Annotated in this window: 26 protein-coding genes and 1 riboswitch; of the genes, 13 read left to right on the top strand and 13 right to left on the bottom strand. The window is 62.0% G+C overall.

The features are described 5' to 3' along the window. Nucleotide 1 precedes the first annotated feature (1 nt). Together P0M12_RS15885 and P0M12_RS15880 are read right to left on the bottom strand one after the other, a co-directional pair. The gene (locus tag P0M12_RS15885) at nt 2-793 is read right to left on the bottom strand and encodes a maleylpyruvate isomerase N-terminal domain-containing protein (protein WP_042451910.1); all 792 of its coding nucleotides are present in this window, start codon (nt 791-793) and stop codon (nt 2-4) included. A gap of 13 nt (nt 794-806) precedes the next feature. Continuing rightward, nucleotides 807-2,261 carry an aldehyde dehydrogenase gene (locus P0M12_RS15880; RefSeq protein WP_277376552.1) on the bottom strand — a complete coding sequence of 485 codons (1,455 nt, stop codon included), beginning with the start codon at nt 2,259-2,261 and terminating at the stop codon, nt 807-809. Nucleotides 2,262-2,376: 115 nt separating this feature from the next. Here P0M12_RS15880 and P0M12_RS15875 point away from each other — a divergent pair, with 115 nt between their 5' ends. Beyond that, on the top strand, nt 2,377-3,381 hold the full coding sequence (locus P0M12_RS15875) for an AraC family transcriptional regulator (protein WP_277376551.1): 1,005 nt from the start codon (nt 2,377-2,379) through the stop codon (nt 3,379-3,381). Nucleotides 3,382-3,423: 42 nt separating this feature from the next. Here P0M12_RS15875 and P0M12_RS15870 read toward each other — a convergent pair whose 3' ends face one another. After that, nucleotides 3,424-4,290 carry a crotonase/enoyl-CoA hydratase family protein gene (locus tag P0M12_RS15870; RefSeq protein ID WP_277376550.1) on the bottom strand — a complete coding sequence of 289 codons (867 nt, stop codon included), beginning with the start codon at nt 4,288-4,290 and terminating at the stop codon, nt 3,424-3,426. Between the two features lie 160 nt (nt 4,291-4,450). On the opposite strand from P0M12_RS15870, the gene P0M12_RS15865 reads away from it, so the two are divergent. The 3 genes from P0M12_RS15865 to P0M12_RS15855 all read left to right on the top strand — a co-directional run bounded on the left by P0M12_RS15865 (nt 4,451) and on the right by P0M12_RS15855 (nt 8,076). Further along, nucleotides 4,451-5,038, top strand: a complete 588-nt coding sequence (locus P0M12_RS15865) for a TetR/AcrR family transcriptional regulator (RefSeq protein WP_042451920.1) — start codon at nt 4,451-4,453, stop codon at nt 5,036-5,038. 642 nt (nt 5,039-5,680) lie between these two features. Beyond that, nucleotides 5,681-7,045, top strand: coding sequence for an MFS transporter (locus P0M12_RS15860; protein ID WP_042451923.1), 1,365 nt, complete (start codon nt 5,681-5,683; stop codon nt 7,043-7,045). Between the two features lie 149 nt (nt 7,046-7,194). Beyond that, nucleotides 7,195-8,076, top strand: a complete 882-nt coding sequence (locus P0M12_RS15855) for an A/G-specific adenine glycosylase (RefSeq protein ID WP_209911269.1) — start codon at nt 7,195-7,197, stop codon at nt 8,074-8,076. On the opposite strand, the gene P0M12_RS15850 is transcribed toward P0M12_RS15855, so the two are convergent. Next, nucleotides 8,073-9,098: a hypothetical protein gene (locus P0M12_RS15850; protein ID WP_235867819.1), complete on the bottom strand. Its 1,026-nt coding sequence runs from the start codon at nt 9,096-9,098 to the stop codon at nt 8,073-8,075. The two genes, P0M12_RS15855 and P0M12_RS15850, sit on opposite strands and share 4 nt — an antisense overlap. Nucleotides 9,099-9,157: 59 nt before the next feature. Beyond that, the gene (locus tag P0M12_RS15845; protein ID WP_192711838.1) at nt 9,158-10,069 is read right to left on the bottom strand and encodes a hypothetical protein; all 912 of its coding nucleotides are present in this window, start codon (nt 10,067-10,069) and stop codon (nt 9,158-9,160) included. A gap of 227 nt (nt 10,070-10,296) precedes the next feature. Here P0M12_RS15845 and P0M12_RS15840 point away from each other — a divergent pair, with 227 nt between their 5' ends. Both P0M12_RS15840 and P0M12_RS15835 read left to right on the top strand, forming a co-directional pair. Continuing rightward, on the top strand, nt 10,297-12,984 hold the full coding sequence (locus P0M12_RS15840) for a LuxR C-terminal-related transcriptional regulator (protein WP_277376548.1): 2,688 nt from the start codon (nt 10,297-10,299) through the stop codon (nt 12,982-12,984). A gap of 39 nt (nt 12,985-13,023) precedes the next feature. After that, nucleotides 13,024-13,449, top strand: coding sequence for an HIT domain-containing protein (locus tag P0M12_RS15835; RefSeq protein WP_003945905.1), 426 nt, complete (start codon nt 13,024-13,026; stop codon nt 13,447-13,449). Here P0M12_RS15835 and P0M12_RS15830 read toward each other — a convergent pair. Then, the gene (locus P0M12_RS15830; RefSeq protein ID WP_042453393.1) at nt 13,434-14,171 is read right to left on the bottom strand and encodes an alpha/beta hydrolase; all 738 of its coding nucleotides are present in this window, start codon (nt 14,169-14,171) and stop codon (nt 13,434-13,436) included. The genes P0M12_RS15835 and P0M12_RS15830 overlap by 16 nt on opposite strands. Nucleotides 14,172-14,216: 45 nt before the next feature. On the opposite strand from P0M12_RS15830, the gene mhuD reads away from it, so the two are divergent. From mhuD to P0M12_RS15815, 3 genes are all read left to right on the top strand, one after another. Further along, nucleotides 14,217-14,525 (top strand): mycobilin-forming heme oxygenase MhuD, encoded by a 309-nt coding sequence (gene mhuD / locus P0M12_RS15825; RefSeq protein WP_007726927.1) that lies wholly within the window; start codon nt 14,217-14,219, stop codon nt 14,523-14,525. 88 nt (nt 14,526-14,613) lie between these two features. Beyond that, a riboswitch (cobalamin riboswitch) is annotated at nt 14,614-14,753 on the top strand. A 24-nt stretch (nt 14,754-14,777) separates the two neighbouring features. Continuing rightward, nucleotides 14,778-14,972, top strand: coding sequence for a CbtB domain-containing protein (locus P0M12_RS15820; protein ID WP_003945915.1), 195 nt, complete (start codon nt 14,778-14,780; stop codon nt 14,970-14,972). After that, on the top strand, nt 14,963-15,739 hold the full coding sequence (locus P0M12_RS15815) for a CbtA family protein (protein WP_256520328.1): 777 nt from the start codon (nt 14,963-14,965) through the stop codon (nt 15,737-15,739). The genes P0M12_RS15820 and P0M12_RS15815 overlap by 10 nt, the downstream gene beginning before the upstream one ends. 59 nt (nt 15,740-15,798) lie before the next feature. On the opposite strand, the gene P0M12_RS15810 is transcribed toward P0M12_RS15815, so the two are convergent. Continuing rightward, entirely contained in the window at nt 15,799-17,634 is a 1,836-nt protein-coding gene (locus P0M12_RS15810) for an NAD(P)/FAD-dependent oxidoreductase (RefSeq protein WP_277376547.1), read from the bottom strand. Between the two features lie 140 nt (nt 17,635-17,774). Continuing rightward, a complete protein-coding gene (locus tag P0M12_RS15805) occupies nt 17,775-18,920 on the bottom strand; it encodes a hypothetical protein (RefSeq protein WP_065351896.1) in 1,146 nt (381 codons plus the stop codon). Nucleotides 18,921-19,140: 220 nt separating this feature from the next. Here P0M12_RS15805 and P0M12_RS15800 point away from each other — a divergent pair, with 220 nt between their 5' ends. Together P0M12_RS15800 and P0M12_RS15795 are read left to right on the top strand one after the other, a co-directional pair. Then, nucleotides 19,141-19,920 carry an acetoin reductase gene (locus P0M12_RS15800; protein WP_277376546.1) on the top strand — a complete coding sequence of 260 codons (780 nt, stop codon included), beginning with the start codon at nt 19,141-19,143 and terminating at the stop codon, nt 19,918-19,920. A gap of 77 nt (nt 19,921-19,997) precedes the next feature. Beyond that, on the top strand, nt 19,998-21,266 hold the full coding sequence (locus tag P0M12_RS15795; protein ID WP_020968367.1) for a GAF domain-containing protein: 1,269 nt from the start codon (nt 19,998-20,000) through the stop codon (nt 21,264-21,266). On the opposite strand, the gene P0M12_RS15790 is transcribed toward P0M12_RS15795, so the two are convergent. From P0M12_RS15790 to P0M12_RS15780, 3 genes are all read right to left on the bottom strand, one after another. Beyond that, entirely contained in the window at nt 21,245-21,889 is a 645-nt protein-coding gene (locus tag P0M12_RS15790; protein ID WP_007726933.1) for a DsbA family oxidoreductase, read from the bottom strand. The two genes, P0M12_RS15795 and P0M12_RS15790, sit on opposite strands and share 22 nt — an antisense overlap. A 76-nt stretch (nt 21,890-21,965) precedes the next feature. Then, nucleotides 21,966-22,619, bottom strand: coding sequence for a response regulator transcription factor (locus P0M12_RS15785; protein ID WP_042451934.1), 654 nt, complete (start codon nt 22,617-22,619; stop codon nt 21,966-21,968). Between the two features lie 48 nt (nt 22,620-22,667). Continuing rightward, nucleotides 22,668-24,023 carry a histidine kinase gene (locus P0M12_RS15780; protein WP_054781748.1) on the bottom strand — a complete coding sequence of 452 codons (1,356 nt, stop codon included), beginning with the start codon at nt 24,021-24,023 and terminating at the stop codon, nt 22,668-22,670. Between the two features lie 24 nt (nt 24,024-24,047). Between P0M12_RS15780 and P0M12_RS15775 the strand changes: the two genes are divergently transcribed. After that, a complete protein-coding gene (locus P0M12_RS15775; RefSeq protein WP_003945701.1) occupies nt 24,048-24,563 on the top strand; it encodes a DUF4352 domain-containing protein in 516 nt (171 codons plus the stop codon). Next, nucleotides 24,560-25,042, top strand: coding sequence for a hypothetical protein (locus tag P0M12_RS15770; protein WP_064111334.1), 483 nt, complete (start codon nt 24,560-24,562; stop codon nt 25,040-25,042). Before P0M12_RS15775 ends, P0M12_RS15770 begins: the two co-directional genes overlap by 4 nt. On the opposite strand, the gene P0M12_RS15765 is transcribed toward P0M12_RS15770, so the two are convergent. Continuing rightward, nucleotides 25,017-25,451 (bottom strand): OsmC family protein, encoded by a 435-nt coding sequence (locus P0M12_RS15765; protein WP_007726950.1) that lies wholly within the window; start codon nt 25,449-25,451, stop codon nt 25,017-25,019. The two genes, P0M12_RS15770 and P0M12_RS15765, sit on opposite strands and share 26 nt — an antisense overlap. Nucleotides 25,452-25,549: 98 nt before the next feature. After that, complete coding sequence (locus tag P0M12_RS15760; RefSeq protein WP_042923747.1) at nt 25,550-26,773, bottom strand: TetR/AcrR family transcriptional regulator; 1,224 nt, start codon at nt 26,771-26,773, stop codon at nt 25,550-25,552. Nucleotides 26,774-26,787 lie beyond the last annotated feature (14 nt).

Genomic DNA, 26,787 nt, shown 5'->3' with positions numbered 1-26,787 from the left:
GTCAGACGATGTCGATGGCATCGAGGACTGCGGCGACGGTCTTGCGGTCGCCGGAAACCTCGACGGCAGACCGCCATGCAGATCGGGTGGTCCCCCACCGCAGGAATTCGGTGGCCTGGGTGGTCGCGACGTTCTCCGGCACGTCGTCAGCTTCGGTGACAGTCACTCCCCCATCGCCATGAGAGATGACGAAAGTGCGCTCGGTGGCGCCGTTGAGGCGCAGTGCCACAGGCGATGTCAAGGCGGCGGCGACAGCTTCGCCGCACATCTGCGGGAGCCCCGCAACCATCCAGTCGATCGCCGGATCGACAGCGGCCGCCACGTCGATCTCACCGTGAGGAAACGGTCCGAACGGCGACAGAAGATCCGACGTCAAATGGACGAGATGGTCGAACGACACTGCGTCACTGAGCTGATGAAGGCGATAAGTCCCGAGGTCGAGCATCTCGAGTGTGTTGTTGCGAAGCTCCTCTGTCTGCAGCGCGGCCAACGTCGCGAGTCCCGCTTCGGATTGTTCCCGGTAGTAGTCCAGGATCTGCTCGTGCGGTAGATCGGCACGCTCGCGGACGGCAGCATCGTTGAGCCGCTCGGACTTTCCACTGGGGTTCGGCGGGAACACCAGATCCGGATCGGCGATGAAGTTGAAGAAGAACGCCATGTGACCGATGAGATCGTGGACGCGCCAACCGTGGCACGCACTGTCTGCTTCCCACTCGGTCGTGCCGAACTGCTCGGCGATTTTCACTGTGTTTTCTGCCAGCGCACGAGCGCCGGCGAGTCCTGCGTCGGACATGGTGGCTCGATTCTTACGAGGATGCGAGGAAAATGGATTTGAGCTGCTGGTACGCCGCGAGCCCTTCGGGACCGAGTTCACGACCCAGGCCGCTGGCTTTGACTCCACCGAACGGTGAACCCCAGTCGAGGTTGAAGGTGTTGACACCGAACGAGCCGGTCTCGACACGTCGAGCAATTGCGATACCGCGTTCCTCGTCGGAGGTCCATACAGTCCCACCGAGGCCGTACTCGGAGTTGTTGGCAAGCGCGACAGCCTCATCGACGTCGTCGTATGAAATGACTGACAGCACCGGCCCGAATACTTCCTGCCGTGCGATGGTGCTGTCGTTGTCGACATCGGCGAACACCGTGGGCTGCACGAAGAATCCGGTGTCGAGGTCGGCGGGGCGTCCGCCACCCGTGGTGACAGTTCCGCCCTCCGAGCGTCCCTGGTCGATCAAGGACAGCACACGTTCCTGTTGCCTTGCGCTCACCATCGGGCCGACGAACGTCGACGGTTCCATCGGGTCGCCGACCTGCAGACCCTCGGCCATCGCGGTAATGGCGTCGACGTACGTCCGACTATGGCTGCGGGGAACCAAGATTCGAGTCGACATATAGCACGTCTGCCCACTGTTGAGCAGGGATGCAGTTGCCAGACCGGTTACCGTCTCCTCGACATCCGCGTCGTCGAGGACCAGGGCCGCCGACTTGCCACCCAACTCCAAGGTAACGGGGCGAAGCATACCGCCACACACCGTGCCGATGTGTCGACCGGCCGCAGTGGATCCGGTGAAGGCTACCTTGTCGATCCCGGGATGCGCCACGAGATACTGACCGATCTCCGGTCCGCCAGTCACGATGTTGATGACACCCGCGGGAAGTTCTGCCGCAATGGCGGCCTCGGCCAATATATAAGAGTCCAAGGTGGTTTCGGGAGAGGGCTTCAGCACGACGGTGCATCCCGCAGCAAGAGCCGGGGCGATCTTGAACATCGAAAGCACAGCCGGGAAGTTCCAGGGCGCGATGGCAGCAACGACACCGATCGGCTCGCGTCGCACGATTGTCGTACCCGGCATCGGTTGGCTGGCCCGTCGCTCTTCGGTAGGCATCGACTCGGCGAGGCCTGCGTAATAGCGCAAAAGCTGGACGGGTGCGGCCCCCTCGGCGAAACGGGCGAGCTCGATAGGCATGCCGTTCTGGTGAGTGACCGCCGACGCGCGGTCTTCGGATCGTTTCTCGAGTTCGTCGGCGAACCTGCGGATGACACGCGCACGTTCTGCGGCGGAAAGATCGGCCCAGTCATTCCGTCGCAACGCTTTTCGAGCCGCTGGTACAGCTGCGTCGACATCCGTCGATACGGAGGCGGGGAACGAGCCTATCTGCTGCTCTGTGAAAGGTGATACGGCTCGGATGATTTCGGAAGTATCCGGTGCTCTCCACAGTCCATCGATGAACAGTGCAGTGCGGTCGGTGAGTGTTGTCATTTCTGGCTCCTCCAGGGATGGCGCTCGACGTTGAACCAGCCAACCTGTGTTGATCATCACTGCTCAGGCGACGAGAAAATTGACATCATGCGCCAATTTATTTACATTTCGACACATGGCAGATCTGATCAGTGCCTCGTCGCTGACGCGACTGCCCGAGTTGATCTCCGAACTCGGTGGAGATCCGTACGAATTCCTCGACCGTGTGGGCGTCGATCCGGCCATCATCGGCGCGTACGACCACTTCTTGCCGTTCAGTGCCTTGTCCACGCTGCTCGGACTCTGTGCGGATGAATTGGAGTCGCCCGACTTCGCACTCAGGCTCGCAGGCAGACAGGACCCGGACATTCTCGGTCCGGTTGCCATCGTGGCCCGCAGTGCCGAGACGATCGGAGATGCGTTGCATGACGTCGCCCGGTACGCGCACGTGTACAGTCCGGCGTTGGCGGTCGATCTGACAGTCGGCGACACCGAGGTGTCCTACGGACTCGATACCGTGCTGCATCGACTTCCGTATCGGTCCCACGTCGTGGAACTGGCGATGGGCGTAACGCTTCAGACGTTCCGGATGATGGCCGGCCCGGATTTCCATCCGACGCACATCTCGTTTCAACATCCACGTATCTCCGAAATACGCAGGTATGTAGAGCATTTCGGTTGTTCCGTCGAGTTCAGCTCGGATCGGAATCTGTTGACCTTTCCGCGCGGAGTCATGCAGCGCCACCTGCCCCGGGTGGATCCGTTGGCCTACGACTTCGCCGTGCGTTTCATGGCGGGTCGAGATCCGGATGTCGCGTTCCACGACGCGGTGTCGGCTTTGATCGTGCGTTCCCTGCCTGCGGGTGCAGCCACACTGAAGCAAGTCGCGACATTGATGATGCTGCACCCGCGAACATTGCAGAGACGATTGGCGTTGGAAGGCAAGGCGTTCGAATCGCTCGTCGACGATTCACGACGCGAACTTGCTCTCGGTCTTCTCTCGAACAGAGACGTGTCCCTCTCCGAAGTGTCACGCCAACTCGGCTATTCCGAACCGAGCACCCTCACTCGAAGCTGTAGGCGTTGGTTCTCCACAACGCCCCTGGAGAAGCGGAGGGCACTTACCCGCCGCACTGATTGACCGCATGAGCTACAACGCCGACGGTTCGAAGGTCGTAGCGGCTCACCACCGGGGGCGTGGGAGATGGGATGAGAACAGATCTGGCATTGCGTCACTGCAACGGTCGGGAAACACCGCCTCTCGCTTTTCCAGAAACGCCGCAACACCTTCACGAACGTCAGCCTGAGCACCGCGAGCATTAATTCCGATGCTCTCGACGCGATGCGCAACCATGGGATGTTCGACTCCCAGCATGCGCCAGATCATCTGACGCGACAGGGCAACCGATACCGGCGCGCTGTCACGGGTCAGGCTATGCGCGAGCGCCGTCGCCTCCCCTGGAAGATCTTCGCGCGAATGCAGTCGGTAGACCAACCCGGCCGAAAATGCTTCCGCAGCAGTGAAGATCCGTCCGGAGTAGATCCAGTCGAGGGCTCGCTGGAGCGGAACCAGTTTCGGCAGCAACCACGACGAACACGACTCGGGCACGAGTCCTCGCCGATTGAAGACGAAACCCATCCTGGCGTCGTCGGCGGCCAAGCGAAAGTCGGCCGCAAGAGTCATGGTGATACCCACGCCGACCGCCGGTCCGTTGATGGCCGCAATGATCGGCTTCAATGAATCGAACATTCGCAGGACGACGCGTCCGCCGCCGTCCCGACGTAGATCGTCACCGTCCGCGTCAGTTCCGTTCGACTCGGCGCTCCATTCGGAGAATGTCTCTGCCCCCGAGGACAGATCTGCCCCCGCGCAAAACGCGCGGCCCGCTCCCGTCAGGATCACCGCGCGCACAGCGTCGTTCGCGTCGGTGGAGTCGAACGCTTCGATGAGCTCGTTTTCCATCGTCGTGGTGAATGCGTTCAGCTTGTCCGGTCGATCGAGGGTGATCACGGCGATACCGTCTTCGATACTCATCGATATGTGTTCCACAGGTACCTCTTTCTCCGGGTGGCGATCAGCGAACGATAATCGGTATTCTGCCCATATCGGCAGTTCAAGACGGTTCCTTTCCATCAGGTGTGTCCCGCGACTGTTCGGCTCTAAGCTGGGCAAGACGCAGGCACCGAGGAAATGAGAAGGAAACCGAACAATGAGTGGGGCGAAGACAGTCGTTGTCCGGCAACTCATACTCGATTCCGCTGTCCGAAACATGAACGAGCGCGGCTATCACGGGACGTCCATGCGTGACATCTCCGCCGGCGCCGATCTCACTGTCGCGTCCATCTACCACCACTTCAAATCCAAGCAGGAAATCCTTCAGGAAATCATGATTCGGGCGCTCCACGACGCCATCAGCATGACCCGCAGTGCACTGCTGCGCTCCGGCGGCGACCCGAAAGACCAACTGCAAGCAATCGTCCGCGCTTGGGTCATGTTCCATACGACCAGGCGCGAAGACGCCCTCGTAGGAGCGACAGAATTGCGCAGCTTGGACGAATCGGGTCACCGTCTGGTCGTAACCCTGCGTGACGAGCAGGAAAGCATGTTTCGCGACGTAGTCGAACGCGGCATTGAAGAAGGTGCTTTCCACACTCCCTTTCCCCGAGATGCCGTGCGCGCCATCATCAACATGGGGCAGCAAGTCTGTGTGTGGTGGCGCGTCGACGGACCGATGAATGCGGAAGATATCGCGTCTCGGTACTGCGCATTGGCGACCGCGATGATCGAATCAAGCTGAGCTGGGCGACACCTCCGCCAAAGAAGATCTGAAGGGTCGCATTGGCTGAAGCCACTCAACGCCGTCGATGTGCGAGACCAGCGTGCCTCGACTTTCGTCCGCACCCCCGCCGCTCGAATCGGTATCTCCATTCCTGAGACCTGCATCACTGACTAATCATCATCTCAGGCGAACGATCGTTTGGCAACAGATTTCGAATCGCACCCTCCTTGCGGAGAAAGTCGCTGCAAAAGCGCACTTTTCCCGACTATTGACATTTAACGATCGCTAGGTCAATGATGACTCGCAGCCGAACGATCGTTTGGCAAATTCGGAACGAAGGAGTGCGGGCCACATGACCACCTCCGCGTTGCCACGAGATGACGCTGCACACGTCGCCGGCGGCCTCGACGTGGTCACCTTCGCCACCCGACCTTGCGAGCGCCTCCGGTACGGCAATGGCGGCGAGATATGACTTCTCGTATCGAAGAACCCACTCGCACTTGGATATTGCGTCACCACCTTTCGACCCAATACCCGGCTAGCACGATTCCGTCTGGTGCCGGCGCTCGGGACAAGCTCGTCGTCGGCCGCACACCGAACTTGCCGCAACTCACGTCCTGACCGAACTCAACTGAACGACCCCACAGAGAGCGAATCGCGATGACCAACAACACCGAATCTGCGGTGGAGCGCCCGGGCAGATCTCGGCGCGCGTCCTTTGCAGCCGCTATCTCCACTTCCCTGGAGTGGTACGACTTCTTCATCTACGCGACTGCCGCCGCGCTCGTGTTCAACTCGACGTTCTTCGCCACCGACAGCGAGGTGGTCGCTGCAATGAGTTCGTTTGCCACCGTCGCAGTCGGATTCATCGCCCGTCCTATCGGTGGTGTGCTCGCCGGTCATTTCGGTGACCGGTACGGCCGAAAGCCGGTGCTCGTTGCCGCCGTGGTCCTCATGGCGGTGGCAACCTCCTTGGTTGGTTTCGTCCCCAACACCAATGTCGTGTGGCTTGCCCCGGCCATCCTCGTGACGCTGCGAATCTGCCAGGGCTTGGCCGTGGGAGCACAGTGGGGCGGGGCCGTATTGCTGGCCACCGAGAACGCACCGGCGGACCGCCGCGGGCTCTTCGGCAGCTTCGCCCAACTCGGTGTTCCGATCGGTGTGGTGCTGGGCAATATCGTGTTCCTGGTCCTGACAGCAACTCTTGCGGCTGATTCGTTCCTCTCCTGGGGATGGAGGATCCCGTTCTGGATCAGCTTGGTCATGCTTCCAGTGGCATTCCTCATCCATCGCTATCTCGAAGAAACCCCCGAGTTCAAGGCACTCGCAGAAAAACTCGCCGAATCTCCGGTCGTTCGGAAGTCCCCCATTCTCGAAGTGCTCAAGAAGAATCCAGGCACAGTCCTCGCTGCAGCAGGCGCCAATGCCATCGGCGTGATCTTCTTCTACACGATGATCACCGGTTCGGTTCAGTTCGCGACCACCTACCTGGAAATACCGCGGTCGACGGTCCTCACCTACATCCTGATCGCATGTGCAATACAGATTCCCCTGGTTCCGCTGGCGGGATATCTGTCCGACCTCTACGGTCGTAAACTGGTCTTCGGCCTCGGCACCGCAGCCATGATGCTCTGGGGTATCCCGATGTGGCTGATGATCGGTGGATCCAGCCCGGACACGATCTGGCCGTTTGCCGTCGCGGTTATCGTCGGCGTAGTAGCAATGTCCCTCCAAACTGGCACGCAGGGAACACTATTCGCTGAACTGTTCCCACCGGAGATTCGATTCTCCGGCGCTTCACTCGGTTATCAGATCTCCGCAATCATCGGAGGTTTCGCGCCGATGATCATGGTGATGCTGATCAACGGAAATCCGGACAACGCATGGAAGGTCGGTTCCTTCCTCGCCGCTGCCGGTGCTATCGGATTGATCTGCCTCTACGTGATCATTCGCCGATACTCCGGAACCTCGCCGACCGTCGCAAGCACCCGTGTGGAGACCGCGAACGCTCAGTACGCATCATGATCAACCTGGGGTGAGTGGTCTCGATGCCACTCACCCCAGGTTTTCGGGTACGAGAAATCACTGTCGGCGACTGCCGATAAAGTGGCGTCCACAAGTCGACGTGTCCTTCGTCGACCAGGAGCACAGGTTCGAGGAGTGTGTCGGTAGCAGTGGCAGTGGAATCTTCGGTGCTGCTGAAGTGGTACTCCGAGACGGCTCGCGACCTGCCGTGGCGACGCGAGGGCGTCAGTGCCTGGCAGATCCTGATGAGCGAGATCATGCTCCAGCAGACGCCGGTGGTGCGCGTTGCGCCAATCTGGGAAGAGTGGGTCGAGCGCTGGCCGGTGCCGTCGGCGATGGCAGCGTCGAGCCAGGCAGAGGTGCTTCGCGCGTGGGGCAAACTCGGTTATCCACGCCGCGCGCTGCGGTTACACGAATGCGCGGGCGTCCTGGCTGCCGAGCACGGTGACGTGGTCCCGGAAGACGTCGATACCTTGCTCTCGCTACCGGGAATCGGTTCGTACACCGCCCGCGCCGTCGCGTGTTTCGCCTACGGACAGCGAGTGCCTGTGGTGGACACCAACGTACGACGCGTGGTTGCGCGAGCCGTCCACGGCAATGCGGAACCCGGGAACCCGTCCAACACGCGAGACCTCGCCGACGTCGCGGCGCTGCTGCCGAGGACGCGTGCGCGCGCCGCCACCTACAGCGCAGCTCTCATGGAACTCGGTGCACTGATCTGCACGGCGCGGACCCCGAACTGCGAGAACTGCCCTTTGCCGAACTGCGCGTGGGTCGCTTCTGGCAAACCGGCACACACTGGACCACCCAAGAAGGTGCAGAAGTTCGCGGGCACAGATCGCCAGGTTCGTGGAAAATTGATGGCCGTTCTTCGCGAGAGTCACCGTCCGGTCGAGCGCGCGCAACTCGACATCGTCTGGCCGGCCGATCCGGGTCAGCGTGACCGTGCGTTGCATTCACTGCTGGTCGACGGACTGGTCGAGCAGACCGACGACGGCCTGTTTGCGCTGGCCGGAGAGGGTACGGCTTAGCCGACTCGCAGCGGGGTGCATTCTTCGGCTGTGGGTTCGTCGGTCTGGAGCGGTGCGACTTCCGGATCAGAACGCCGAAGTACTGCAGGAACGGCAGGCACCACTGGATCGCAAGGCGCAAGTGTCGGAATCTGTAGGGCAGCGCCGGGCGGGGGCCCGCTGGTGGAGGTCGCCGACTCGGCGCCGATGTTCGGGCTATCCGTGGACACCGCGCGCGACCCGTCTGGGGACAGCGCGATCAGCAACCCCGTCAACATGAGTAGAAGCGGCAGTACTATTGCCGCCGCCCACCGGACCCTGTTGACGGGCCGGACAGCCATGCCGCCACCGGACCGAACTTCGCTTCCGCGATCAGCCGCTACCAGCGCAGCCCCTATCGCCAGTTGGGTCCGCTCGCCGAGAAACAGGAAGCCGAGACCTGCCAGTTCAGCGGCTTCCGCGGACGGCTGCCGAGAGTCTTCCTTCACGAGCATCGCGACGAGCATCTTGGGCACAGGGTCTCGTTCGGCGACGAGGAGGTCCAATGTCGCAGCAAATGTCGAGCTGTCCGCAAGCAACTCGGCCGTGTCGTAACGATGCGCCGAGTCCACGACGCCTGCTCTCGGGTCGACGGCCGCGATCACGGTCTCACTGCCGTCCGGCCAGAACGCGAGAATCGGCGAAACACCAATGAGAGCGTCGACCGTCCGCAGGTAGGCAAGCCGTGCGTCGAGACCGTTGACCAACTCGATGTTCTCGAAAGGACTGGAGGACAACGAATCCGAGACAAGTTCGCGCACGTCCGCACGCTCGCACATCACTCCGACGACGGTGGGGCACAGATTCGAGCGCAGAGCTCGACCGGTGGCGACCTCGGCCGCGGAGGCGAGTGCGCGCGCCGACGCTTGCGGAGAGGGAACAGTCCCGTCTGCACCCCAGGGGTGACGGAACTCGTCGATCGAGCCAAGAAGGGGTGTGTCCGCATCTACGAGAGCTGTTGAAATTGACTGATTTTCGAATACAACGCCCAGGCTTTCACGCACTGGATCCTCCATTGACTGCTACTGACTGTTACGAGTGTTGCCATTCCTGCGAAGCAGTATCAGAACGTCAGGCCACCGACCGCCATTGCACCTGGTTCCAGCACCACATCCACCGGCGCTCGGCCGTCGACCGTGACGCGATACGTCCCCGGTAGCAGTCCGACAAACGAGAAGTGACCCTCGAACGGTTTCACCGTCCGCGCTGTCGCGTGCCCGCATTGATCGACGCCGTCGATCACCACCGCCTCCGAGATGCCCGATGTCACCAGACCTGAGATTCGTCCATCTGCCGAGACAGCAGCCCACTGGCTTCTCTGACCACCAACAGAAATCCCGTACGGATCACACACTCCCGGGGTGGTCGCCACCCGCACCGTGACATCGCCCGACCGCACGCGAACCGCCCCCCGATCTGCGGTGACCAGTGCAGCGATCGGTAGACCGTCGGCGTCTTCCCGCTTTCCCGCAGTCATCGTCGCCGTTCGGGTGAAGTACCGGTCCGCGTCCAGATTGCCTATCAGGCAATGTAATCCGACCTCGTCGACACCCGAGCCGTCTTCGCAGTAGTCAGGCACGGACGGCAGAACGAAACCTCGAGGCACCGGAAGTTGCACGACCACGTCGGCGAGCGGGTTGCCCCGGACACCGATGTCGATGACATACGTCACCGGATCACCCTCTCGGACAATGCCGTTGGACGGTCCCGAATCGAGCCCTGGACCGTCAGCGGGATCGAAGGGCGGTGCACCGTCAATCGCCGTCAGCTCGACGGTGAAGGGAGGCACGAACTCTCCCTCGGCCGCCAATCGAACATCCGACTGCATCGGCAGCAAGCCGAGCGCAGCAGCGCCGACCACCAGAGCTCCGGTCACGACAACTATGCCGATACCTCGCACTCCTCGGCGCCACGCTCTCGGCCGGAGTCCGACGACAACGGCCTTCGACCGCACCTCTGACAGACGAGTTCTCACGACGCTCCTTTCGATGTCTGACTCTCTCGGGCCTCCGACAGGCGCTCGCGGCCACATTTGGCGAATCCCGAGCTACGTTCAATAGAAGTCGCTCGAGGGACTCGAAAGCCAATGGTGACGGCGTGATTGTGTGGGTGAACTTCTCTCAGCCGGGGTGAATTCCCGGGTGAATTGCCCGGGATGGCACGCTCTGGATTCGCACCAGCTACGCTCCTCCCTGTAGATAGATGGATCGAGACAATCCGCCCAAACTCTTCAATCATTGCGGGGCGCGAAAGCAGAAAGGGTCCGCGCTGATGTTCGGGATGGACGGCCACGACTGGGCAGCTATTCCCGAAAGGCGCACCCTCGCGACGTCGATTCCCCGGCAAGCGCTCTTCGACAAACTTGACCGACGTGCCGCGCTGACAATCGTCCGTGCACCGAACGGCCACGGGAAATCGTCGTTGATCGCATCGTGGCTGCGCGCCCATTTGGCATCCGAACGAATACTCGTCTGGGTCTCGGCCCCACGGCCCTCGTCGACACTCGAAGATTTCTGGGCCGTTGTCCTCGATCGAATCCACGCTGCCGGAATCGCACTGCCCGACGTCGACGATCTCGCCGATCCTTTCACCGCTGTCGCCAAATCCCTGAACGCCCTCAGCCGCCCCGTGCTGCTCGTGCTGATCAGGCCGGATCTGATATCGGAACCAGAGTTGGACGATCAGTTGATCGAACTCCTCGCCCTCTGTCACAACCTGGACCTCGTGGTCACGCTCTCGGGCTTCGGCATGTTCTCCGAGCCGTACCTGCTCGACACGGACCACGAGGTGATAGGCGCGAGTGAGCTGTTGTTCACAAGAGCCGATACCGCCCATTTGCTCGCACAAGCTGACGTAAACACGACTGACGGTGATGCCGAACAAATCACATCCCTGACAGGTGGGCTGCCAGCGCTGGTTCGTGTCGCCGTTCCCGCCGTCCAGACATCGGGTAGCCGCAACCGCGAGCAGATGATCAGGAAGAACATCGCGCAGGCGATCGACGACTACGTGAACAAATCCGTTCTCATGACCGCTGATCATGTGGAACAACTCGAGTTCCTGCTCGCGACGGCCTTTGCGCGATCGATCACCGTCGACATCGCCGCCATGCTGTTCGAGTCCCAACACCCTGAGGATGGCGAGACCGTTCATCAGATTCGCGTGCGCCTGGCGATACTGGAGACAGCCGGGTTGTTGTCACGGGTCGAGACCGAAGCCGAAGAAACCTGGGAGCTGCCTCCCGCCATTCGTCGATCGATACTCGCGCACCGAAAGCGCGCTGGAGCCGATCCGGCGCAACGTCTTTCGTTCCTCGCACACAACCGACTCGACCACGGTCATCACGCGTCGGCGCTGGACTACGCGGTCGAGGCACAGAACTGGACCCTGGCAGTAGACATCGTCGAGCAACACTGGGTGACGATGATCGTCCACAATCTGGACTCGGTTCGCTCTGCTCTCCAACGGATTCCGGCGGAAGCAGCGGACAAACACTCTGCCGTGGAGGCAGGGCGCGCACTGTTCACGATGCATCCGAGCGAGCGCTCGACGGTAGTCGACTTGCTACCCGAATCGCCGGCAGAACTGTGGGCTCTCGGCGCTGAAGCCGGCGCGAAGGACGCCTTGAGCATTGCCTGCGTTCAATCGATCATGCTCAGGATGGCCGGCGAGTACGGGCTCGCAGCAGAAACCACCAGGCGCCTGTCTCATCTCAGTCGCAGTGCGCTGGAGAACAACCCGGAAGCGGTCAGCGCACAGCTCCCTCTCATGCGACTTCAATGGGCGATCAATTTTCAATTGAGCGGCAGGTTCACAGAATCCACGATCAAGGCTCGAATGGCGTACCACGGCGCCCTGTCTCATGGAGTCGACTTCATCGCTCGTAACTCTGCGGGAAGTGCCGCCCTGAATTGGGCGCTGGCTGGTGAGCCGCGGCAGGCCACACACTGGTCCGAACTCGAACAGAAGCATCCGGACCCCGGCGGTTGGCTCGAACCTGTGGTCAAGATCGCCGGCCTGACAGCACGGGCGCTCACTGCTCTCGACACACTCGACTTCGACGACGCACGTCTCGCATTGACCGAACTCGGTCTTCCGTCCGACACCGAGGAACTGTGGGCATTCGTCGTCTATGCGCATTGCCAATTCGCCTTGACCTCCGGCGACCACACTGCGGCACTACTGTTGCTCCACAATGCGATCGAAGCACATTCCAAGCAGTACACGGCTACATCTTTCGCGCTTCCTCTGTTGCAATCCGCCGAGATCGATCTCTTGCTCGCTCTCGGACAGGGGAACAATGCCGTAGCACTGGCCAAGGAGATCATCGATCCTGCAGCCAACCCGTGGACGCTCACGTCGGTGGCGCGTTTACGTCAGCGGATCGGCCAGAACGAGGCCGCGGTGGCGCTGTGTCACCAGTTCGACTGGTCTGGCGTATCCTATCCGCGGGCACAGATGGAATCGCTTCTGGTGCAAGCGGTTGCCCACTCCGAGCTGGGTGAGCCACGCCTCGCCTCTCAGGAGTGGTCCAGAGCGTGCAGCATCGCGGATCAGACCGGACTTCTACGTTCGTTCGCGACCATCGCATCGTCGGACGTCGAGAAACTCGAATCGATGGCCGAAACGAAATCGCGTGCACTCGCCGAATTCTCGAAAAGGGCTCCTGCGGAATCTTTTCCGGAATTCGTACATATCGTGGAGCTGACCGAACGCGAACAGAAAGTCCTCTCACTCCTGGCGCTCGGCATGGGGTCGGCTGCGATGGCCGACAAACTGTACGTGTCCGTCAACACCGTCAAGACTCAACTGCGCACTCTCTACAAGAAGCTCGACGTACACAATCGAAACGAAGCGATCACGAGGGCACGCCAACTGCGCTTGCTGTAGTCCGGGGTCGGATCTGATTTCGGACTACATTCTGTAGGCATGAGCACCGATTCCTGCGTCTTCTGCAAGATCGTCGCGCTGACCGAGCCGGCGATTCTCGTTCACGAGAGCGAGACAACTCTCGCATTCCTCGATGCACGGCCGGTGAGTCGCGGACACACCCTGGTGGTCCCCAAGCGTCATGCAGAGAACCTCGATGCTCTCGAAAGTCACGAAGGCGCAGAGATGTTCCGCGTCGGCACGCTCATCGCCGGAGCTCTACGCCGCTGCGACATCGCCGCTGACGGAGTCAACTTTCTCGTCAACGACGGGCGTGCCGCGGGCCAAACCGTGTTCCACTCGCACCTGCACGTCGTCCCCCGCCATCGCGGCGACAAGGCGAAGTTCGCTGCTGGACTCCTCGCCAGGCGAGCCGTCGAGCTGGAGCAGGTGGGCGCGTCGATCCGAAGTCAGCTCACGGTCTGAAGGAATTCCGTCACCACTTCGCGATAGCGCTGCGGTTGATCGTCGTGGACCAGGTGGCCTGCATCGGCAATACGTACGTACCGAGTTCCCGGCCTCTCGGCCATCTCTCGCATCTGTCCCTCGGGGGTGATGGTGAACTCTCCCTCGATCAGCAAGGTCGGCACCTCGATCGCCTTCCACTGATCCCAGAAATGCCTCGTGCCCCACTCCTCCGAGATGTCGCGGAAGGTCGACACGTCGCCGTGCAGGTACCACCCGTCGTCGCGGCGGTCGAAAGAATCGAGAAAGTACTGGCCGGCGACGGGGCCGAAGAATTCCTTCATCGCCTCCTCGGAAGCAAACGGCTGCGGCCACGCCGAGATCATCTGCGCCCAGTCCGCAGCGGTGCGTCCACGAAAGTCCGGGGCCATGTCTTCGAGGACCAGCGCACAAACCTTTTCGGGATGCGCGGCGGCGAAGCACCACGCATGCAGAGCCCCCATCGAATGACCGATCACGATCATCGGCTCCTCGATGGACGCAACCGCCGATGTCAGGTCCTCGACGAATGCCTCGGTAGTCAGTGCCGCTGGCGCCGGCCTGCCGTGACCGGCAGCGTCGAAGGTGTAGACGTGGCCGAACTCGCGGATCCACGGCACCTGGCGTCGCCACGTTCGGGAGCTGCCCATGAGGCCGTGCAACAACAGAATCGGTTGTCCCGTTCCACCTTCGTCATGCAACACGAGTGTCACGGTACGCGGTGAAGGTGCGCGGGTAATGTCGCTTGCATGGCAGTCGTGAAGATCAATGCAATCGAGGTCCCCGAGGGCGCCGGCCCCGAACTGGAGAAGCGCTTCGCAGCACGCGCTCACGCAGTCGAGAACTCCCCGGGCTTTCTCGGATTCCAACTCCTCCGCCCCACCGCCGGTGAGAGCCGCTACTTCGTGGTGACTCAGTGGGAGTCCGAGCAGGCGTTCGCCGATTGGCGTGACGGCCCCGCCCGTGAAGCCCATTCCGGCGAGCGCGCGAAGCCCGTCGCTTCGGGTGCGTCGTTGCTCGAATTCGAAGTTGTCCTGGACGTCGCCGCAAAGAGCTGATCTCGAGCGATTGTGCCTGCCTTGGCGGGCACAATCGACGGTCATCTCGGCTTCACGCGTTGACACGGTGCGGGCTGTAGTGCAAAAGTTCGCATGTAAACGCGATGGTCCGACAGGAATCCGGTGAAAGCCCGGAGCGGTCGCGCCACTGTAATTCGAGGTGAAGTGCCTTTTTCGGCACGACTATTTCGACAGCCAGACACTTCGGCCATCGCATGGACCTAGGGGACGCGAAAATCCCAGGAGGCTTCGATGGCTCTCGCCTATTCTCCCGATACGTCGATCGATTCGACTCGTCTTGCTTTCCTCGCCGCTGCAGTAGTTCTGTTCGCGATGCTGGCTCTCTACCTGGTCGGATTCGACCAGGGCGCTATCTCTCGCACCGGCATGTACATGCATGAATTGATGCACGATGGTCGACACTTGATGGGCCTGCCGTGCCACTAGTCGACAATTTCACGAAGCTTCTCATTCGTGGTTTGTTGGCTGGTCTGATCGCAGGCATCCTTGCCGGCGGAGTTGCATTCGTGCTGGGTGAACCGCACGTCAACGCTGCCATTGCGATCGAAGAAGCCAACAGCGCCACCGGTGAGGTTTCCGGCGAAGCCGCTGGGCATTCGCACGGTGACGAAGAAGAACCACTGGTGAGCCGCGACGGGCAGCGCGCCGGGCTGTTCCTGGCCACGGCGCTTGCCGGACTGGCACTCGGGGCGATCTTCTCGGTCGTTGCCAATTACGCTCGACGACTCACCGGAATGTCCGGGCCGTTGTTGGCGATCACCATCGCCGTCGGTGGTTGGCTGGCTATCGAGGCTGTCCCCTTTTTCAAGTACCCGGCCAATCCGCCGGCCGTCGGAGATCCCGACACCATCAACCAGCGCACACTGCTGTGGCTGGCCGCCGTGATTCTCGGGCTGCTGTCCGTCACCGCGGCAGCAGCGGCGGCAAAGGCAGTTTCCGGGCACGAGTTCCTCAGCGTGCGCATCGCTGCTCCGGTGGCTGCGTTCCTGGTGATCGCCACGATCGGTTACGTCTCGCTTCCCGGCATCAACGAGGTGGGCGAGGACTTCCCGGCAACTCTGCTGTGGGAGTTCCGACTTTCCTCGCTCGCTACGCAGGCGACGCTCTGGCTCGTACTCGGGTTGGCATTCGCCTTCCTTACCGAGCGCGCAACCAAGAACACCGAAGTAGCAAAGAAGTACGCCCTTCGCTGAACCTGCTGTGCGCCTTTATTAACCTCCCGCGGTTAATAAAGGCGCACAGCAGTTCTTTTTCAGCTCAGATGATGCACTTCCTGCAGTCCGTACACCGGCGTCGGGATGCCCTCGTAGCGCGCCTTCAACTGCAACGCCAAGTACAGCGAGTAGTGGCGCGACTGGTGCAGATTGCCTCCGTGGAACCACAGCGCTTCCTGCTGCGTCGGCTTCCACATGTTGCGCTGCTCGCCTTCCCACGGTCCCGGATCCTTGGTGGTGTTCGACCCCAGGCCCCACACCTTGCCGACCTTGTCGGCGGTGTCCTGACCGATCAGGTCCGCCACCCAGCCGTTCATCGAGCCGTAACCGGTCGCGTAGACCACCACGTCGGCAGGCAATTCCGTACCGTCTTCGAGGATCACGCTGTTCTCGGTCAGCTCACGAATGTTGCCGTGCGCGAGCTTGATGTCTCCATTGGCAACCAGTTCGGCAGCGCCGACATCGATGTAGTAGCCCGAGCCACGGCGTAGGTACTTCATGAACAGGCCCGAACCGTCGTCGCCCCAGTCGTGCTCGAAGCCCGCCTTCTCGAGGCGATCGTAGAAATCCTTGTCGCGCTCACGGATTGCGTCGTACACCGGGATCTGGAACTCGTGCATGATCCGGTACGGCAGCGAACCGAACGTGAGGTCTGCCTTGTGTGTCGTCATGCCGGCGGCCAGTGCTCGCTCCGAGTACAGATCGCCCAAGCCCAAATCCATCAGCGAATCCGACTTCACGATGTGCGTCGAGCTGCGCTGCACCATCGTGACGTCGATACCGTTCTCCCACAGTGCGCCGCAGATGTCGTGCGAGGAGTTGTTGGCCCCGATCACGACGACCTTCTTGCCTACGTACTGATCCGGGCCGGGGTGCTTGCTCGAGTGGTGCTGATCGCCGAGGAACTTGTCCTGCCCGGGGAACGTCGGAACGTTGGCCTTGCCGGACATACCCGTCGCCATCACCAACTGCTTGGGACGCAACGTCAGCTTCTCGCCGTTGCGGTTGACCTCGACGGTCCATTCCTGGGCCTTCTCGTCGAACGACGCCGAGGTGCAGGTCGTGGAACTCCAGTACGGAACCTCCATGACCTTGGTGTACATCTCGAGCCAGTCGCCGATCTTGTCCTTGGGCGCGAACACCGGCCAGTTGTCGGGGAACGGCATGTAGGGCAGGTGGTCGTACCAAACCGGATCGTGCAGGCACAGGGACTTGTAGCGTCCGCGCCACTGATCGCCGGGTCGCTCGTGGCTGTCGATCACGATGGCCGGTACTCCGAGCTGACGCATCCGGGCGCCGAGCGCGATGCCGCCCTGGCCGCCGCCGACGATCACGACGTAAGGCTGTGTGGTGTAACCGAGTTCGCGGTCTTCGATCTCCTTCTGCTCGGCCCACGTGATGCGGTTCGGGTCTGCCCCATGCTTGGCGCCGCGCGGACGACGAGTGCCCTTGCCTTCCTCGTGCCCCTTCAACTCCTGCAGCGACGTCAGCAGGGTCCAACCTTCATCTCCCTTCAAACGAAGGTGCCCGTGCGCGCGACCGGTTGCAGTCTCGAACTCGATCCAGGCTGACGTGACGCCGTCGGCCTCGTCGGGCGTCTCGGTCGTCCGAAATCCCGAAGGATCGGTGTCGTCGAGTCGCGCGGAGAGCATGTCGGCGATCTGCTCGCGACCCTCGACGGTCTTGATGTTCCAGGTGAACGACACCAGGTCTCGCCAGAAGCTGTCGAGTGCGAATTTGCCTGCCACACGCTCGATGTCACGAGCCGCGAGGGCCGACTCGAAATCCGCCAGCCAGGCGTCGACGCGCTCCTGAGGTGTCACCGCCGTCAACTTCACCTCGGGGGTGACTGCGGAATCGATGGTTTGCGTCATCACTTCTCCTTGTTTGTGAATGTGACACACAGCACATCTCATAAGTGGCCCCGGTCACAAGCGTTGCAGTCTGTTGCAATCAGTTGACGCGGTGCCGGCGTCCGATACCGGTTGCCCGCACCGATGTGCGGGCAACCGACTCACCCCTCAGCAGGCTTGAATCTGCCGAGTCCCAGCGACTGAAATCCCACGACGTAGAACAGCGTCCACAACACGGCCCAGTCCACGAAACCCAGTGCATTGCCGTGCAATCCGTCGACAACTGCCGGCTCGTGAAGAATGTGCTCTGCTGCAAAGCGGTAATAGAACAAGAATGTGACCACCGCGAGCACAAACGTGAGCAGCGCGCGGATCGCCAGGTTGACCCCGTCCGCAAAGCCCGTGGGTTTGTTACCGAAGGCGTTGGCCCAGAAGATCATCCAGAAAGCCCAGCACACCCCGAGCTGCGCCGGGAATTGATGGATCACACCGCCCAACTCGGCAACGGCATCGCTTCCCACCAGCGTCTTCACGACCGGAAGTGCCACGAAGTACAAGCCGGTTCCGACGGCGAAGTTACCGATCGTGGCTGCGAGCGCCGTCTTACCCCCGCCGCCGAACAGTCGCCACGGCCAGTTGTCGAGCGTCTGGCCAGTCAGGATCACAACCACCACGACGCAGTAGAACCACCCGAGCACGGTGTCGACGGTCATCAACGGATCCGTGGCGGACAGCGACACGGACGGCAGACCGAACACGAAGTACAGCGCCAGCGTCGGGACGGCGACAAACGCGATCTCACACAAACCCACCAACGGCTGCTTCATCCCCAGGGAAGTCCACGGCCAATGCTGCCAGTTCAGGACCACCATCACCCAGGTCCCGAAGCCGAAGAGCACGAACAGCGCACCCGCGAAATATCCGAGGCCGCCCTCACGATCGGCCGCGAAATCCGGGTACAAACTCCCCAAGCCGTTTGCCAGGAGCCACGTCACGACGACGGCGAAGACCGCGGTCGCGACCATGATCGCCAGGCCTTTCGCCGGCTGCGGGAGTCGGTCGAAGCCGGCGAACTCGCAGTTGAAGCCGATGAACACAACAAAAAGGATTGCCCAGAAAAGCGCCGCGTTGAACGGCAGAGGATAGAAACTCCAGGGACTGGTGGTCGGATCGGCCAGAAGGTACCAACTCGCCACGGCCAGCACGAGAACGATCACGAGGTTCGCGATCCCGAACCCGATCCAGCGGCGTGACGGTTGTCGGCTCGGCGTGGCCGGTTCCGTGGGTGTGTCGACTGTAGCGGTCATGTGCCCTCTCCCAGATTGTCTCGCAAGATGATTCGCGAAGTGGTGGCGCAACTATGGAGCCGTCGCGCGGGGTACCGGGAGGGTTGCCGAGGGTTGCAACCGCTGCCCCATTCTGCGGAATTGCAACACGGTGCAACCCTTCCGCATTGTGGTCGCCGTCACATACAAATCACTCACCGGTTCCCAGGCAACCGGTTCACTGCTTACGAGGAGAAACTGCATGAGCATCACGGGCAAGGTAGTACTGGTCACCGGCGCCGGCCAAGGCATCGGACGCGGAATCGCTCTCCGCCTCGCCCACGACGGCGCCGACATCGCGTTGGTCGACCTCGACCAAACCAAGCTGGATGCGGTTGCCGACGAGATCAGACAGATCGGCCGTCGTGCAACGACGTTTGTCGCCGACGTCAGCGATCGCGCGCGGGTTCACGCAGCCGTCGAACATGCACACCAGGAATTGGGCGGATTCGACGTCATCGTCAACAACGCGGGAATCGCTCTCGTCGGCCCGATCTCCGACGCGACGCCGGAAGAGGTCTCCAAGATCTGGAGCGTCAACGTCGACGGCGTCCTGTGGGGAATTCAAGCTGCAGCAGCAAAGTTCCAAGCTCTGGGTCAGCGCGGAAAGATCATCAACGCGTCATCCATCGCCGGTCACGACGGGTTCGCCATGTTAGGTGTTTACAGCGCAACAAAATTCGCGGTCAGGGCCCTCACTCAGGCTGCGGCCAAGGAATACGCGTCCGACGGAATCACCGTCAACGCGTACTGCCCCGGCGTCGTGGGCACCGACATGTGGGTGACGATCGACAAGAGGTTCGCCGAGTTGACCGGTGCGGCAGAGGGCGCCACCTACGAGAAGTTCGTCGGCGGAATTGCGCTGGGTCGAGCTGAAACCCCCGACGATGTCGCCGGTTTCGTCTCGTACCTTGCCGGGCCCGATTCCGACTACATGACCGGTCAGGCCGGTCTCATCGACGGCGGCCTCGTCTACCGCTGACCGCGGTGTCTTCACTGAAAGCGGTGTCTTCGCTGAAAACGGTATCTTCGCTGAAAAAGCGGTTGCCCGAGCCTGCGATGCCGCCCGGCGAGGATCCTCGCGACTACGCGAGGACCCTCGCCGCGGTGTACGACGCGACGATGGCCGGAGACCGCGCACCGGCCCGCCCAAGGGACGTGGTCCGCCAATCGTGGCAACGCCTGCGCGAGTTAGGTATCGACCCCGAACACAACCGGGTCGAACCGTCCATGGACGTCGCCGAACTCGATCTCCGTCGTCGTGAGTCCGGACTGTACGACGTCCTCGACGACGTGACACGCGGACTCGAATCGGTCACCGCGAGCGGTGAGAACATCATGGTCGTCGCAGATCTTCGCGGAACTGTTCTGTGGCGCAGCGGGTCCCATCGAGTACTGGACCAAGCTGCGCGTCTGGGATTTGTCGAGGGTGCGAACTGGGCCGAGGACAGCGTCGGCACCAACGCCATCGGAACGGCATTAGTGTCACGACAGGCGGTTCAGATCTTCTCGGCGGAACACTATGCGCGCAGCCATCATCCGTGGACCTGCGCGGGGGCACCCATCCGCGATCCGCGGGACGACCGTGTCATCGGCGTCGTCGACATCAGTGGTCCCGCCAAGACCGTCCACCCCACCACACTCGCTCTGGTCGACGCCGTCGCACGCCTCGCGCAATCACACCTGCGCGACAAGCATCGGGACAATCTCGATCAATTGCGTTCTGTTGCAGGGCCGATGCTTGCTCGTAGCGGATCACCGGCATTGGTGATCGATACTCATGGCTGGGTAGCGGCGGTCGATGCGCTACCTCATCGCTCGCGCGTGCTGCTCCCCGCGGCTTTGGCTCCCGGCAGGACGTGGTTCCCCGCTTTGGGTCTGTGCGAACTGGATCCACTTCCCGGCGGGTGGGTGGTCCGGCCGATCGCCACCGGCGAGAAAATCAGTGCGCCCACGGTGCATATCGATCTGCGCGATTCCGAGAACATGTCGGTGACCGTCACGTCGGGGTTGGGCGAATGGGCCTACTCCCCGACCCAGCGGCATGCGGAGATTCTGTTTCTCCTCGGATCCGAGAGGCGTGGACTGACCGCATCGCGGTTGGCGCAGGATCTTTTCGGTGACCCGGCCCGCACGGTGACCGCGCGGGCCGAGATGTCGCGTCTGCGCAAGAACCTTGCCGGAGTTGTTGCAGCGCAGCCGTACCGGTTCGTCGATGCAGCGCACGTCACGCTTTCCTGCCCCGACGACGGTGCACATCTGTTGCCGTTCTCGAACGCCCCGGCAGTTCGTGCCGCTCGCCTTACTCAGGCCGGTTCGGAGGCCTGAGTAAGCAACTGCAGAAACACCTCTTCGGGTTGAGCGCCGGATACTGCGACCGCACGGTTGGCGACGAAGAACGGAACGCCGCTGACCTGCAGTTGGCGGGCCATGGACAGATCTTCGCGAACAGCCTCGGCTGCGGCATCGGAGCCCAGTTGCTCGCGCACGACGTCGGCGTCGAGGCCGACGCTCACGGCCAGCTCGACCAGCACCTCACGGTCGTCGATCACCTTGCCGTCGCTGAAGTGCGCTTTGAACAGCGCTTCGAGGAGTTCGTTCTGCCGCTCACCCGCGAGATGCAGCAACCTGTGCGCATCAAAGGTGTTGGCGGCGATCACGGTGTCGAAGTCCAAGGTCAAGCCGACCTCGGCTGCCGTCGCGCTGACGTGGGCGAACATCTGACGTACCTGTTCAGGCGCCATCCCCTTCATCTCGACCAAGGCGTCGAGTTCGGTTCGTCCCTCTCCCACCGGGGTCTCCGGAGCGAGCTGGTACGAGCGCCAGATGACGTTGACGCGGTCCTTGTTCTCGAAACGATCCAGAGCCGAAAGGAACCTGGTCTTTCCGATGTAGCACCACGGACAAGCGACGTCAGACCACACTTCGATGGTCACGTCTTGGTCAATCACGATTTGATCAGTCACCGAAGGTGCAACAACGAACAGGGCCGGGATTAGTCCCGGCTCGCGTCACGAGGTCACAGAATCACGTGACCAGACCACACCGGAACGCGATCAACGACGCACTCACCCGGTTGGGCACACCGAGTTTGGCGAACAACGAGGAGATATGCGTCTTGACGGTGGTCTCACCGAGGTACAGCCGCTCCGCGATGACGCTGTTGGCCGCGCCTGTCGCCAGGATTGTCAGCACTTCGCGCTCACGCTCGGTGAGCGAAGCGAGGGGAGTCAGGTCGGGTGCTTGCCGACGCGGCGCCGAGGCCACGATGGCACGTAGAGAATCGGAGCTGAACAACGAGTGGTCCGACGCCACCACCCGTACTGCCTGCTGGAACGCCTGTGGGGCCGCGTCCTTGCTCAGAAAACTGTGCGCGCCCGCCTCGACCGCCTGCACGACCATGTCGTCGACGTCGAAGGCGGTCATCGCAATGACCTTCGGCGGATTGCTCATGGTCATCAACTCTCGGGTGGCCTCCAAGCCACCGACCCGTGCCATCTTCAGATCCATCAGCACCACGTGCGGACGAAACCGAGTGACTTTGGCTGCGACCTGATCGCCGTCCTCGGCCTCGGCAACCACCACGATGTCCGGCGCTGCTTCCAGGATGTCCTTCATTCCGCGCCGAACCCAGGCGTCGTTGTCGACGATCAAAACTGTGATGCGCGAGTCAGCGTCCATAGTGCGCTCAGATTACCCAGAGCCCCCGACAGTCGGAGGGTGGGAGGGTTACGACGACCAGGGCACCCAGCAACTGACGAGGAAATCGTCCCCCAGCGCGCCTGCCTCCACCTTGCCGCCGATTTCTCTTGCCTGTTCGGCCAACCCGCGTAAGCCGGACCGCGAACCGATCGACGTCATGGGTGCAAGCTCGCTCAGCTTGTTGCGTGCGAGGATACGAATTCCGTCGTGCGGCGACCCGGTCACCGAAATGACGAGCATCTGGTCGCTCGCGTACTTCTGGACGTTGGTCAACGATTCCTGAACGACGCGATAACAGACGTGCCCCGCCAACATTCCGACATCACCCGGGAGCAGCTCCGATTCGAGACGGCAGTGAATGCCCGCGGCGCGTGCACCGTTGACCAGATCGCCGATCGCGTCGATCCCCTGGTGCCCGCCGTGTTCGCGGCGATCACCGCTTCCCCTGAGCACTCCGACGATTCCCTTCAATTCGTCCAAAGCCTCGTGCGCGGTGGTTCTGATCATCGCAGCGGTGTTGACGACCTTCTCGGGATTGTCTGCCGCGCTGACCTGTAACCCACCGGCGAACAACGAAATCCGGCTCAGACTGGCCGCGATCGTGTCGTGCATGTCGCGCGCGATCCGCGTTCGTTCCTCGGTGCGAATCATCTCGTCGCGCATCACGTCTGTTTTCTCGGTGGCAAGATCCCGTACGTGTTCGGCCTCGACGAGTTCGGTTCTGGTCCGAATCAGGAGCGAGAGCGCCACGACGATGCCGACCATGACGGCTGCGACGAGCCACGGGATCCAGATGGCGACGTCGTATTGAACAACCGCCGAACCGTCCTTGGGTTTCATCGTTCCCATCGTGAGAACGGAGTACTCACGATTGCGAAAAGCGTCGTAGGTCAACGAAATTCCGCACGCGACGAAGACAGCTGCCGCAGCGGCAGCAAGCCGAGGCCCACGCGCGATCCGAGCAACGGCGAACAATGCGATGAGCGCCGCCGTCGCATCGGTGGGGAAGAACAACGGGCCGACCAGCGTGATCGCCAGAACCACCCAGGGATACTGATGGCGCCACACAAGCGATATCCCACCGGCCACGCCCAGGACGAACCCGATACCGACCAATACCGGTGGCATATTTCCCGACGCGCCTGCGATGCCCACCGTCATGAAGGAACAGAAAAGGCTGAACGCGACAGCGGCGGTAGTCCATACGCGTCGTCGCACAACGGTTCCTTTGGTGGTGATCACCGAGCAAGCGTATCCACCGCCACCGACGCCTCGAATCAGCCGAACGGGTGGACGAACCGCCAGGCTCCGACCGAAAGGATGAGGCGGACCGATCTTTCGACCGAAGCGGTGAGCAGTCCTCACATCGTTGACTTGTGCCATACCAACTCTCGAAAGGCGCACATCATGCGATCACTCCGCACTCCCCTCGCCCTCCTCGCCGTCGGCGCAGCCCTGTTCGCAACCATCGCCTCGGGCGAGACCGACGAAGCGAAGAAGGTCGACGACAACGGTTCTTCCGCCGCACCTGCGGCCGCCTTCGGAATCGGTGACGTCGTCGAACTGGGCGACTGGCGCGTCCAGGTACACGGCGTCGTAGATCCCTACGTCTCGACCAATCAGTTCATCACCGCTGATCCCGGAAACCGCTACGTCGTGGTCGACACCGAGGTCACCAACAACAGTGACAAGCCGTCGACGGTCTCGTCGATGATGTGCTTCGAACTGCAGGACTCGGCAAACAAGTCGTACAACATCACGTTCACCGACAGCAGCACGTCGAGTGTCGACGGAGAGCTCGCGCCGGGCGCTGCCAAACGAGGCGAATTGGCGTACGAGGTCCCCGAAGCCGCCACCGGTCTGCGCCTTCAGTTCAAGTGCGATCTGTTCTCGTCCGGCTCGGCAACCATCAACCTGTCGTGAACCGTCCGGGCGATCTGCTGCTGAATCCGTGGGCACTGGTCTCGGTGGCCGTCATCTTGATCAACGACCACGTACTCAAAGGGGCATTCGGGAACACGATGACGGGCAAGCTGTCCGACGTCGCCGGTGTGTTCCTGCTTCCCCTGCTTCTGCTCTCGGTTCTCGAGGTGCTCAGGCGAAGTCTGGTGGGGCGAGCAGCGATCGCCTGGTCCATCGCAGTCACGGGGATCGGCTTCGCCGCCGTGAAGGTGATACCGCCGATCGGCGACGCATACGAGTGGGTGATCGGGTTTCTCCGCCTGACCGCAGGAGGATTCCGCGGAGATCTCTTGCCGATCCTGGTCTATCGCGATCCCTCGGACCTGTGGGTGCTCCCGATCCTGTTCGCGAGCTACCTGGTCGTCACACACAACCGCACTCGGGCGCCGGAGGGGGCGCCCGAGCGCGAGATGATCAGTCCAGGGCCGCATCCAACGTGATGTCGACGCCGGTCAGCGCCTTGCTGACCGGGCAGGTTTCCTTGGCCGCCTGGGCAACCTTGGCAAAACCGTCGGCGTCGAGGCCGTCGACCTCGGCGCGAACGGTGAGCTTGATTCCGGTGAGCTTGAATCCGACCGTGTCGGGGCCGAGTGACACGTCCGCGGTGATGTCGAGGCTCTGGGGGGTCCCGCCGGCCTCGGCGATCAGGGCCGACAACTGCATCGCGTAGCAGGACGAATGCGCCGCGGCGATGAGTTCCTCGGGGCTGGTGGTTCCGCCGGCCTCCTCAGCTGCGCGCTTGGGGAACGACACGTCGAAGGTGGCGACGCCCGAGCTGGTGAGTTCCACCTGTCCCGATCCGGCCTCGAGGGTGCCGTTCCAGGCGGTGCGTGCGGTACGAGTTGGCATTGCTGTCCCTACTTCCGTCTTCACATGATTCGGTGAACGCCTTGCGATCACGAACCTACCCGCGATACGTGAAGTCACACCTACTGTTTCGGGCGGGACTACCCGAGGAGCGTCGCGGACAGCAGTTTCTCGACGCGGGCCTGCGCGGAGTTCTCCGAGGAAAAGTGCACGATTCGGCCGATGTCGAAGACCAGTCCGAGCGCCGCGTGGACGAGAAACCGCGCTTGGACGATCGACAACTCCGGACGCGCCTCGACACACAAGTGCGCCCACTCCTCGACGTTCAAACGCTGAATGTTGCGCAACTCGGTCCGTGATCGATCCGGCAAACTGCCGATCTCGGCAAAGTACACGGCCAACAGTTCGCTGGTTCCGAACGAAACCTCGACGTACATCTTCGCCAACGTCTCGACGGCCGCGAGAGGAGTCTCCGACTCAGCCAACGCCGAGCCCAACGTCATAGTCAGACGATCGGACGCACGGTGGAAGGCCGCAGCAAGAAGGTCGGCCTTGCTCGCGAAGTGCCGATACACACTCGACGCGTTGATACCCGCCGCGGCACCGATCTCCTCGATGCTCACGTCGTGGTAGCCGCGCTGATAGAACAGCAACACTGCTTCCTGAAGCAGCACTTCGCGTTTCGACGTCCGTACGAGGCCTGTTTTGCGTTCGGACGCCCCTGCCCTCGCGCCGTCCTCCTCGGCAGCGGGCAATTCGACGCCGATGACGGACCAGCATGCCGCAAGAATCAGCGCTTCGATCTGCTTGGCGGACAACGCGGATCGATGACCGGTGATACTGGCGATCACACTGAGCACGGCGGGCGCGATGAGTTCTACATCCGCCGGGTCGAGTTCCGGACGAACCGCTGCCAGCGGCTCGGCGATCCGAAGATTGAGCGTGCGCATTCCCACCCGCAATTGCTCACGATCCTCGTCGACCAGGTACCTGCCCTCCCATCGGTAGAGCCCTCCCCGGCGCCGATTCTCGATCGTCGCGCGGATGACACCCACCATCGTGGAGTTCAACTGCTCGCGTGGATTTTCGTTTCCGTGCACAGCTGGATCGCTGGCATCCAACAACGCCTGCGTCAGGTTGTTCACGGTGTAGACGAACAGGGCGTATTTCGTGGGGAAATGACGATAGAGGGCCGGACCGGAAATTCCGACCTTCGCGGCGATCTCGTCGATGCCCACCGCGTGGTAGCCACGTTCGCTGAATGCTTCCGCAGCAGCGGCCGCGATTTGCGCCTTCCGATTCTTCGGACGCGTCCGTGGTGCAGGGTCGCCGCCACGCACGGAGACGCGTGTCTGTCCGGGCACCTGACCCTCCACTT

The sequence above is a fragment of the Rhodococcus sp. RCBS9 genome, from assembly GCF_029457415.1.
Taxonomy (GTDB): domain Bacteria; phylum Actinomycetota; class Actinomycetes; order Mycobacteriales; family Mycobacteriaceae; genus Rhodococcus_F; species Rhodococcus_F qingshengii.
Note: the sequence above shows the minus strand (reverse complement) of the source record. Positions and strands in the feature narration are given on the sequence as shown.